This window comes from Paraburkholderia sp. J69-1 (assembly GCF_905220255.1).
Classification (GTDB): domain Bacteria; phylum Pseudomonadota; class Gammaproteobacteria; order Burkholderiales; family Burkholderiaceae; genus Paraburkholderia.
Map to the genome: position 1 here is coordinate 15,052 of NZ_CAJMZG010000005.1, position 10,260 is coordinate 25,311.

Annotated in this window: 8 protein-coding genes and 1 pseudogene; 2 read left to right on the plus strand and 7 right to left on the minus strand. The window is 55.5% G+C overall.

Features of this window, described 5'->3' with window-relative positions; translation table 11 throughout:
• Window positions 1-41: 41 nt before the first annotated feature.
• Genes U5A67_RS10385 through U5A67_RS10395 form a run of 3 tightly spaced genes read right to left on the minus strand, consistent with a single transcriptional unit; the run spans window position 42 to window position 2,392 of the window.
• On the minus strand, window positions 42-1,055 hold the full coding sequence (locus U5A67_RS10385) for a hypothetical protein (RefSeq protein WP_321813905.1): 1,014 nt from the start codon (window positions 1,053-1,055) through the stop codon (window positions 42-44).
• A 22-nt stretch (window positions 1,056-1,077) separates the two neighbouring features.
• The gene (locus tag U5A67_RS10390; protein ID WP_321813906.1) at window positions 1,078-1,413 is read right to left on the minus strand and encodes a hypothetical protein; all 336 of its coding nucleotides are present in this window, start codon (window positions 1,411-1,413) and stop codon (window positions 1,078-1,080) included.
• Between the two features lie 25 nt (window positions 1,414-1,438).
• Complete coding sequence (locus U5A67_RS10395) at window positions 1,439-2,392, minus strand: T6SS immunity protein Tli4 family protein (RefSeq protein WP_321813907.1); 954 nt, start codon at window positions 2,390-2,392, stop codon at window positions 1,439-1,441.
• Window positions 2,393-3,266: 874 nt separating this feature from the next.
• On the opposite strand from U5A67_RS10395, the gene U5A67_RS10400 reads away from it, so the two are divergent.
• Window positions 3,267-4,637, plus strand: a complete 1,371-nt coding sequence (locus U5A67_RS10400; RefSeq protein ID WP_321813908.1) for a DKNYY domain-containing protein — start codon at window positions 3,267-3,269, stop codon at window positions 4,635-4,637.
• A gap of 192 nt (window positions 4,638-4,829) precedes the next feature.
• On the opposite strand, the gene U5A67_RS10405 is transcribed toward U5A67_RS10400, so the two are convergent.
• The 3 genes from U5A67_RS10405 to U5A67_RS10415 form a co-directional block, all read right to left on the minus strand.
• Window positions 4,830-5,348, minus strand: a complete 519-nt coding sequence (locus U5A67_RS10405; RefSeq protein WP_321959690.1) for a DUF3304 domain-containing protein — start codon at window positions 5,346-5,348, stop codon at window positions 4,830-4,832.
• 107 nt (window positions 5,349-5,455) lie between these two features.
• Window positions 5,456-5,980, minus strand: a complete 525-nt coding sequence (locus U5A67_RS10410; RefSeq protein ID WP_321813910.1) for a DUF3304 domain-containing protein — start codon at window positions 5,978-5,980, stop codon at window positions 5,456-5,458.
• Between the two features lie 118 nt (window positions 5,981-6,098).
• Window positions 6,099-8,621 carry a type VI secretion system Vgr family protein gene (locus U5A67_RS10415; RefSeq protein ID WP_321813911.1) on the minus strand — a complete coding sequence of 841 codons (2,523 nt, stop codon included), beginning with the start codon at window positions 8,619-8,621 and terminating at the stop codon, window positions 6,099-6,101.
• Window positions 8,622-9,026: 405 nt separating this feature from the next.
• On the opposite strand from U5A67_RS10415, the pseudogene U5A67_RS10420 reads away from it, so the two are divergent.
• A pseudogene (locus U5A67_RS10420) lies at window positions 9,027-9,361 on the plus strand (transposase); the annotation flags it as partial.
• A gap of 188 nt (window positions 9,362-9,549) precedes the next feature.
• Here U5A67_RS10420 and U5A67_RS10425 read toward each other — a convergent pair.
• Complete coding sequence (locus U5A67_RS10425) at window positions 9,550-10,179, minus strand: hypothetical protein (protein WP_321813912.1); 630 nt, start codon at window positions 10,177-10,179, stop codon at window positions 9,550-9,552.
• Between the last annotated feature and the right edge of the window lie 81 nt (window positions 10,180-10,260).

Genomic DNA, 10,260 nt, shown 5'->3' on the forward strand with positions numbered 1-10,260 from the left:
CTCTAGTGCTCCTGGGGTTTCAATGCGATCCATCAAGGCATTCAGCGCACAAACGTGTGCGGTGGCGGCACGCCCAGCCATTCGAAGATCAAGGTCCACGGCGCGGTGGCGTTCACGGGTACATGCAGCGCGGCGCCGCGGCGTTGAACGTCCGCTACGACGTCGATCGCAGTCTGGCGCTTGTCTTGGTCGAAGCGGCTGTAGTTCGACGCGGCATATGCGGCATAGGTAATAGCGCCTAGGCGGTTCGCGTCCGTCGTCGATTCGATTTCGGAGCGGATAACCGGAACTAGCAATTCACGGATAGCCGCGTCCGATTCCATCAGACACGCGTAGACGAATACTCCGAGCCTGCGCGCATCCGAATCGCGCAGCAAAGCGGGCATGCGTGCGACCAGCGCTTGAGGGCTGTCGCTGTGCAGCAGCGTGCGCAGGGCGATGGTGGCTGTGAGTCCGTTGGGCGATCCCAGCAGTACATCGGCCTGCGCCGAAGCCGGCCCTGCCTTTTCAAGAGCTGCTATCGCGGCGTCGCTGGTCGCGGCGGATTGCAGCAGTTGAGCCGCGTCACGCGCCCACTCCGGGTAGATCATGCGTACGGCACCAAACTGCTGCTCGCCTTGAGCTGTTGGCTCCCATTCGAATACGGCTGCTCCGCCTGCCGTGAACAGCGGATAGTAGTTCTCGGGCTGCTTTACGCGGACGCGATGTAGCAATGGCTTTGACCAGTCATAAGGCGTCGATGCCGGCAGCGACCCATCGGCGGCCTCGATAACGCGCCACGCGCCTTTCATCCGGACCATTGTCTGGCTGCCGGCAGGCTGGACCACTTTGCCGGTCTCGGCCTGAACGTACTCTCCCGGCACGTTCGACACGCCGCTGTCCGATGCTGGCTCGAACGCGGCAATAACCCAGCCGTCGCCCACAGTCGGGCCGTAATCAGCCAGTCGGAAGACTGCGGTGTCATGGACTGTTCGCATCTGCCGGGCGATGACGACCTCGACCCGATTGTCGATCGGTAATGCGTCAACGGAAACCGAAACTCTCCGTAAAAACAATTCGTATTATCGACACACAACGTCAACTAATGAAGCTGCGCGTGAAAGTGACGGTCCCGCTACCCAATGCACCAGAGCGTTGATTTGCCGGATCGTTCACAACCGCGTTGGCCACCCGCTGCAAGAACGGAAGCCGCGTCACAGGTGCATCGCCCGGATCAACTGTGGCTCGCTGCGGTGGGTCGGTGATTGCCGAATCTGCATGGATGCACCATCCACGCTGCCGAAGCGGACAAACCACTTTGGTTTTTGTATTGAAAACCACGCACCACACCATGAGCACGCCATTGACGCGATAGTGAGTTACCGGATACACAAGCGTACCGACCGTCGTGCCGGATGACGTTTTCGCCGGCATGGTTCGCGCAGGCTCTACTGGCGATTCACACCGCACCAGGGCGTAGCCGCAAACTGTTCAACAACGTGTCCCATGTCTGAAGCGCACCAGCCTCGTCAACTGGCGAAGTCGCCTGATCCGGCGTCGAGTCTGCGGCCGGCGCACCCAGCAGCAGTTGAATTGCAGTGTGCGGCTTGGCCAAAGTATGTTCATCACCCGGCGCGAGCAGATAGAATCGATAAGATGTGATTCCGCCTTCCTTCAGCTCGAAGAGCACTTCCTCGGCATCCATCCCCGCGACGACACGCTTCCCCTCTCGCAAGATACGATACTGAACCGGCGCACGATCCATCTGCGCTCGCAATTGGGGCAACGTCTTGCTAAGGGGCTCGTTCTGATCTGAGTCCACAGCATCACGCATCTGGATCACAAGAAGAGCGGGCCGTCCTGGCATCAGTGCGAAGACCTGACTTACTTCTTCCGTGTAACGCGAAGAGCCGGTGATGATTCCGCCATCGAAGCAGAAACCAGACTCGGCCGGCACCGACCAGTTATCACGCGTCTTGATCCGGCGGTACGTGTCGTTGTAGATATCCTCGACCCGCCCTAACGCGGGCGCACCAATCCGCCCCGACGTATGAAACAGATTCCCATTGTCGAAGAAGTAACCTTCAGTCTTGTAGTTGAGATCCGACGACGAAGCATCGAATTCACGGTAGACGAACACCTTCGAATCACGTCGGGGGGAAAATGCCTTCTCCAGCCACGCATGCCCTGTTTTCGAATTTGTTCCAGGGTTCACCCTCTCACTGGTGCGAAGTTTTTTATCGAGGTCATTCACCTGGCTTTGATAGTAGGAATCCGAAGAACTGTACTTCGTCTCCAGCTTCTCGCCGCGAAACGCGTAGCGCTGGTTCGAGATCTCACTCGTCGCTGGCCGGTCGAACACGAAGCGGCCGATACACCAAGGACGCGACTTGGACAGCAAGGGACTATTCATGGTTGCTTCCACGGAAAACACCATGGAACAGGCGCACGTACCTACAAGGAATACGATAAATTTTCCGAAACTTTTCAACATGAGGACTCCGGCACATCCTGCGCGATCTGCACAACGCTACAAAGCATTGCTCAACTTGTCCACAGGTGGTTGTAGATACACCGGTGATCGTAGACAGGACAGCCAGAGCAAAATCGATATCCCGGCCAATCCGCGACCGGTCTGCCATCCGTTGCGGTAGCAACACGTTATCCCCGATCGGGGTATCCAGCTTGAGGAGTCGATCCTGCTAGAGCAATTCACCTCGCACGCGCTCACGATGTTCAGCGTACTCACCCCCATCCCCTTTCTGAATTATGCGATATGAGTTTTTAAATTTCTTTACTTCAATCTTGAAAAGAGCGAGATAGAGTAATATATTATAAATATCTATTCAAGGCACTATGTCCCATAGAAATTCGACTCAAAATACATAGTCGGTAATATACCCTCAATCCGAGTTGTCGTTCGTGAAGCACCGGAAACCCCTCCCATGATCGACATCCGGCTAGACCGTCCCAAGGGTCTGTGCAATCAGTTTAAATTAAAACCAAATGTAGGAATCACCTGAAGCGACGTCAATTGAAATCCAAACAGCTATTTTTATTCGGCCTAAAAGGCTAGAGAATTCTGCGCTTACTGCGTTCCACAGGAATTCGAACCGACTGTCCGGCTATTAACGGGATATGAACTATTGATAGGAAATTCCTTCGGCCGTTTCGTGATCGCTGATGACCTCAACCTTTCGCTGGAAGAGGACTTCGTCGAAGCACCTGGAAACTGTACCAGCATCGACTCCAACACAGATTAGAAGAAAATGGTGAAAGGCGCATCCATGGACCAATCTCTCCGGATCTTTGCTTACGTGTCGAAGGCGTTAACACAGAGTCTGCTTTTTCTTGCCGGTTTCGCAATTGTGTGTTCCGCGCACGCGTACACAACGTCGACCTGTCAGGAGACATGGTACGGACCAGCCAAAGGCAAGGAGTTTACGGGCTCGATCCACTCATGGACGAAGGTGAAAGAGCAGCCTTGCAAGTCACAGTCCGTGAAAGTATTGAAATTTGCAGGGCAAACTCAGGACGACTATAGCGACATATCCGGCGCGACAGACGCAGAAGGGTTCGCGACAGTGAATGGCGGCGGATACCTTGTGCATTTCCGCAATGTGAGCCAAGGTCCTTATTGTGGCGGGGGCGATGTTCCCGGGTTCGATCCGGAATGCCTTCTGCCGCAGTGGTTGAGGCACTATGAAATACATCGAGAGCGCGATTATTACCAGATTACACCGGATCGAGAATTGAGTCTGATGGACAACGAAAAGCCGGGTTTATGCGGGGGCCGGTATGCAACAGACGGCCAACACGCTTACCTGATATCGCACGCGTTTGATGACGAATCGGGGAACTTCCCCTATACGCCCGTCCGGATCGAAAACGCTGACATCGCGACATTTAGGTGCTTCGTCCCCGAGGGAGATAGAGATAGCGTTGCATACGAATGGTCTCTCGACAAGAACCACATTTTCCTCTTCGGACGCGCCATCAAACAGATGTCTCCGGAATTCCCCGTCCATCTGTTCGTCGATCAGCTAGCGTCGATAGACCGCCTGGCGATCAATGGACAGCGAGTCTTCAGAATTGATTTTGATCGCGCGGAATTGATGTCTGGAATTGGTCCGAACATCCGAATCCTGTCGAAAGCGTTCGTCACCGATGGGAAAACCGTCTTTGATCGAAACTTCCGAAAATTAGATGGCGTCAGCGGAGATAAATTTCGCGTGGTGATGCCTGTTTGCCCTGTTCCCGGAAACCCGGAACTCGCTTGCGAGACGTACTCAAGACACGAAACGGATGCAACCATAGAGGTTACAGGCGGCGGGATTGGAGTGCAAAGTGGAACGATCGTACTTCCGGCAAATGACTCTCCAAGCAGAGTCGTTATAAACGGAGCAAACAGTGAAAACATCAACTACTTTATCGTTTCAAATTATCCGGGAGCCGTTTACCGTACTGCACCGTTTATGCTATTTAACGGCAAGCTGTACAATCTGTTGGCCCTCGCCAGCAAGGATATCAGCGACGGAGTATCAATTCACGGATCACTAAAAAGTGCGAAGTGTGGCTACGTCATCGATGATACTGGAGCGATAAACCTCCTAGATCTGAGGCGAGTTGCGCGGGAGAAGGTTCCTGACTTTTGCTGATACTTCGCTGGCTCGTCCAATGGCGAGCCATCAGTTTCTGAAAAGCTCTGTTGAATACAAGTACCGGATCCGCGGACGTGGAGAGTGAATATCAGCGCCAAATCGGTGCGCGTGAGGCGCGGTGGTTCGCCCCGCGATCAGCGGCATAGCTCGCCATCGCGTTGAGCATCCGTCGCCCTGTTATTCTGAAGCTCATTGTGCAATTGCTCCATCGCTGTACAACCGGTTCCATTCCTGATCGACATTTCCTTGAGCGATGTAGGGATCGTCGTCAGCGGGGCGTACGCCAGGGTCGTTCGCATCACCCTTCTGGCCATCGGCCACCATGATGCGGACGCGGTCACCCGGCAGGAAGACGGCCCATAGGTTACCCATTACCTCCCCATACTTTGGTATCCGGACGTTTTCTGCCTTGTACCAATTCGTTGTTTTATCCTCGCTCCGATACACCAGCCAACGCACTGTTATCTTTAGATCTGGCTGCCAGGCAGAAGGCACGTCACTACAGCACATATCCCCCCCACCGCCAGACGGCTTGCCATCTGCCTCGACTGGAAAGACGTTTGCCCCCCCGCCGGTCACTCCTGACCCTTCTGGACCTTCAATCGCCCATTGGTGAATGTAGAAAGGGGAATAGTTCAATGTCGAAGCGCCGACACTAAGCGTGTCGTAGCGCTTGGGCAGATTTAACAGGTCAAGCGATTGCGCCATCGGGCCGGGATGCTTGTCACAGGCGCCGAGGCCAAGTGCGGCAACGAATGCCACCACACGGATTGCATGTCGCGCTTGACACGAAATTCGGCCTATCAATCTGAGGCTCATTCTTTGCTTGCTCCGATCCGGTATAACCGGTTCCATTCCTGATCTGCTATGCCTTGAGCAATATACCGATCGCTATTTTCGGGACGTAATCCCGGGTCGTTTGCGCCACCTTTCTGGCCATCTGCCACCATGATGCGAACACGGTCGCCGGGCAGAAAAACTGCCCAGAGCCCTCCCATGTTCCCTCTATATTTTGGTATACGAACATTTTCCGCTTTGTACCAGTAACCAGGCGTTTTACCATCCTGCTTCTTGTCCACCAGCCAGCGCACCGTCAGCGTCAGGTCTGGTTGCCACGCAGACGGAATATCGCTGCAGCATGTTTGCGCTCCACCACCAGAAGGCTTGTTGTCCGCCTTTACCGGCATGACATTCGGACCGCCTCCCTGCACACCTGATCCTTCTGGACCCTCGATACTCCACTCGTGGATGTACCAGGGGGAATAGTTCAATGTCTGGGAACTTGCCCCGAGGGTGTCATAGTGCTTCGGCAGGTACGACAGGTCGAGCGGTTGCACCATCGGGCCGGGGTGCTTTTCGCACGCGCAAACGCCTGACAAGGCAGCGAAAGCAGCCAGATGGGTAGCAAGACGCTGGTATCGCGAGAGTCGATCGGTCATAACGAGCGCGCGCTGCGGATCAACGAAGCACCAAGGCGGACCCGCTGCGCGCCGCCTTAAGAATGCACTCGATACAGACCTTCTTCGGAGAAAGATCGACCATCTGGTCTTTCGGCCCTGGCAATTCGTGCGCCGCCGCATACGCTGTAAATTTTCCTGTGGTCCCGCTCATCACCCCACTCGCATCCAGGTTGAAGAAACTTCCGTTAACTTCGACGCGAAATTTGTGTGCGCGCAGCAGGATCTCTTCACTCTCCAGCAGGATCTGCTTCTGCGCACGGGGCACAATTGACTTCGTCATCGCATTCATTACGATATCGCCTGCGGCAGATACAAGGTGCATCGGTCCTGTCTGCGCGAAAAGGCGAAGCGTGTCACGCACCGTCGCGAAGAAGCCGCGTCCGCTCGCAATGCCGATATGACCTTCCGTTGTGATCGCGGCCTGCTGGGACGCGACATGAACGGTCGCGGGCGTCGTGATTTCGACACCCGACTTGCCATCGATCACCAGATGGGGCTGCGACAATTCCGGAAATGCGTCGCTGCTACTCGCGCCCGAGCCCTTGATCTGTTCGTTCTGCGCCGCAATCGTGCTGACGATGTCGGCCTGATGGCCATCAGCATCCTGCGCCTCGCTCTGCTGGGCAACCTTCGTCAGCGCGTCGTGCAGCTGCTGCGCCTTCGCGAGGCGATCGACCGTCTCGGACATATCTTTTGCGGCAGCGGCAGCACCGGAGCGCCCCTTCGTCGTCACCAGCATCCCGCTGTTCGCACGCAGGACGCCCCGTGAATTGGTCGCGAGTTCCCATCCGGTTCCACGCGCCTCAGCACGGCCAGCATTGCCGTCAATACGTGTGTCGTACCCGACGACGAGTCGCGACTCCTCATGGTCGCTCGATACCTGCGCCTGAAGTTTTCCTGGCGTGTCGTCAGGCACAAAATGGTTTGCCTGCGCCCCAGCCAGATCACGGGAACGCATTCCGGAGAGTGCCTGGTTATCCGGCAATTTCCACTGGACGAAGTTGGTGCCGTTTGCCACGCGCCCGGTGATCAATGGCCGGTCAGCCGATCCATTGAGAAACGACACGACGACTTCATCCCCGATCCGGGGTACATGGATCATCCCGAAGCCCTGACCCGCCCACGGGTGACTCACCCGGACCCAGCACGAACTGCTCTCGGTACGCTGCCCGATCCGATCCCAGTGGAACTGTACCTTCACGCGCCCGAGCTCGTCGGTGTAGACGGGTTGTCCCTGCGGCCCTACGACCGTCGCCGTCTGCATCTGCATGACTGGCTTCTGGTGTTCGAAGGGGCTGTGAAAAGGCACCGATTTACGTTGGGCCTCGATTTCAATCAGAAACAGCCCCTGGGATCCATCGAAGTGCGTAGTACCCGCAACTGACTGGCCCGAGAGCGCCACTTTGGCTTCTGCTAGCCGTGCTTTCAAACTATGTGGAAGATCCCCGTGATGTTCGGAACCCGGCAGGTTGTTTTCAATCAGCCATACAGTCTCAATGACCGCGAATTCATTGCGCTCGTCAGACTCCCGATCGTGTTCCGGGTGCCCTACAAGTTGAAACCATCGACCCGCATCGACATCGCGCAGACCGCCAGTCTCATAGAACCGCTTTGCGCGCGACTCCCATTCCTCCATCCGGAGTTTGTTAAGGTGATCCCCACGATCCTGCTCAAGATAGGTATAAGGACCCGTGTACTCGTAGATCTCCAACTCGTCTGGCAACTCATGCGACAGCGTCGGAATACTGGTGGCCTTGGGATTGGCAAGAGGCGAAGGGTTCTTGTAGTCGAATGTTCGGGTCGTGAGGGTCGCACTGTGAAGCGATCTCAGTCCGGACCAATGAACCAGCCCATCGACCTCGCTATTTGTGCTGTTGCGGGAAAATTGGACCGTTCGCGTATCGAGCGGCTCACAGGCGGCCAGACGATCCACGATCATCAGCGAATGGGATTTACCGTCGTCGGCCTGTTTCCAGATGCCGAACAGACCTTCCTCTTCCATCAACCGATGAACGAAGTTCCAGTCGTCTTCGTATTGCACGCAATATGATCGTGGCGGTAGCGGTTTGGATAGCGAGAAGCTGAATCGAGCTTGCGCCTGCGGATGTGCACTGAATACATCCGCCAGAATCTGGTCGACGGCCTTGTCCTGCCAGACTCGTTGGTCGCGACGAAATTTCAGGAAGTGCATCCACGACGCGAATTGGATCTGGTAGCTGCTGAGTCCACCTTCTGCACCCAGCCTGCGCACGGTGTAGACGTAACCGTTTCGTGGAAGATAAGATCGGTCTGCCTGTTGAATCCAAAGGGTGACGGATTGTCCGATCAGTTTCTTGAGCTTAAGGTCGCCGCGCGTTGTCAGGACATCAAGAGCGAAGTCAAAATGGCGGCCAATCCGCGAGCAGCCCGCTGCCCGTTGCGGTAGCAGTACATCGTCGCCGAGAGGCGTATCCAGTCTGAGGAGTCGATCCTGCTGAAGCAATCCACCCTGCATCGCGCTCACGATATCCAGCGCACTCATCCCCCATCCCCTTTCTGCTTTATGCGATATGAATTATTGAAGTTTGAAATTTTCTCTTCAAAATCAGTGTGACAGATTAATGTAATACTGAAGACGATTCAAGCAATTCAATCCAGTAGGAAAACACTTCCAATCCCATTCCGGTAAAACGTAATTCGCGCGCCGTTTATCCAATTACGATTTCGGAAAATATTTCCTTTAATCTTAACTCGCGGACAATTCCAGCCTTATGGCCAACTGGAACATGGAAGGTCGCAGCTCCGGGGAGAACATGATGTAACGAGTGGAACAACATCAACACCCGATACGATTCGCATAAGGAATTAATATACCGAGACTCACGTGAAATCACTCGGATGTGCTGAAGGGCGTCCGGCTGCTGTTGGCTGATTCGTCCAATTATGATTGCTCGATTGCGTGCGAGGCACACATACGAAGACAGTCGGTGCCGACAAGGCGTATGACACCCGCGACTTCGTGAACGATTGCCGCGCCCGCAACGTGACACCACATGTCGCGCGCAATGATGAGCGTTGGGGCGGCAGCGCAATCGAAGGTCGCACTTCGCGCATGCGGGCTACCGGATTAGCCAGATCATCCGCAAACGAATCGAAGAGCATTTCGGCTGGGGCAAAACGGTCGGTCGTATCCGGCAGTCGGTCTATCACGGCATCCGGCGCGTCGACCAGCACTTCAAGCTGACGATGGTTGCGAGCAATCTGAACCGCATGGCCCGAATGCCAGGTGGTGCAGCAAGGAGCAGCGCGATGAGCCGCCACGGCGTGAAGACTGCGCGCCAGAAGGGCTGCATGCGTGCGCATGCCCCGCGCAGATTTCGCGGCGAACCGGCAATTCAGCAGGAAATCGCACGCGCAAATGTCCTGAACATAGGTTCGATCATCATGATGGCGCGCTTTTCAAAAACCTGCTAAGGCTCGTTATGGATTTCCACGCTGAACTGAATACCTCCGGCTCCGACCACCCAGTTGACAATATTCACACTTGGCGCGAACGTCGGCCTTACCACGGCCTGAAGATCGATCAGGCGTGGATCGGCCGGTCCTAGCGAAATTGGAGTGCTGATGTTCGGCGGTGCTGGCGCATCGTACGGATAAGGCCCCACCGGACCCGCTACCGGAAATTTCGGAAGTTTGACAAAACGGTAATCCAAAGTGAGGTGCGAATATGCGTAGCTATGCATATCGATGGCTGCCGGGGCAACGGCATATTGAAGCGGCGATACCGTGACAACGTAGAGAACGCCATACCAATCGTCATAGTCCTGATAGGCCCGATCAATCTGATTGCAAAGCAGCAGCATGCGCTTGATATGCCCTTCGAACACCCGGTGTGCGTTATTGGCAGCAGTGGTCAATGGCGTCAGGTTCTCATCATCGATGCCGCTGCCGCCGAATTCGGCGTTGAGAAGATGTCCAGCCTTCCATCGCTTGACGCTGTTCGCATTGAGCAAGCCCATCAACGGCTGCAGGCTGGTCGCATTGGTTGGCGAACCTCGCCTTTGCCCGTCTCCAAGATCTGGGCCAAGTAAAGCCGTCATGGATGTACCTCCGGTACATATCACCTGCCCGGGCGGCATAGTGTGAGGGCACGGTCCGTATGTTCGTACCGGCGTATAAGC

What these genes read in the sequence shown, in the direction of transcription:
- U5A67_RS10395 (WP_321813907.1), bottom strand. Translation starts at nt 2,392, where the DNA reads ATGAATAGTCCCTTGCTGTCCAAGTCGCGTCCTTGGTGTATCGGCCGC.
- U5A67_RS10400 (WP_321813908.1), top strand. Translation starts at nt 3,267, where the DNA reads ATGGACCAATCTCTCCGGATCTTTGCTTACGTGTCGAAGGCGTTAACA.
- U5A67_RS10405 (WP_321959690.1), bottom strand. Translation starts at nt 5,348, where the DNA reads ATGGCGCAATCGCTTGACCTGTTAAATCTGCCCAAGCGCTACGACACG.
- U5A67_RS10415 (WP_321813911.1), bottom strand. Translation starts at nt 8,621, where the DNA reads ATGAGTGCGCTGGATATCGTGAGCGCGATGCAGGGTGGATTGCTTCAG.
- U5A67_RS10390 (WP_321813906.1), bottom strand. Translation starts at nt 1,413, where the DNA reads ATGCCGGCGAAAACGTCATCCGGCACGACGGTCGGTACGCTTGTGTAT.
- U5A67_RS10425 (WP_321813912.1), bottom strand. Translation starts at nt 10,179, where the DNA reads ATGACGGCTTTACTTGGCCCAGATCTTGGAGACGGGCAAAGGCGAGGT.
- U5A67_RS10410 (WP_321813910.1), bottom strand. Translation starts at nt 5,980, where the DNA reads ATGGTGCAACCGCTCGACCTGTCGTACCTGCCGAAGCACTATGACACC.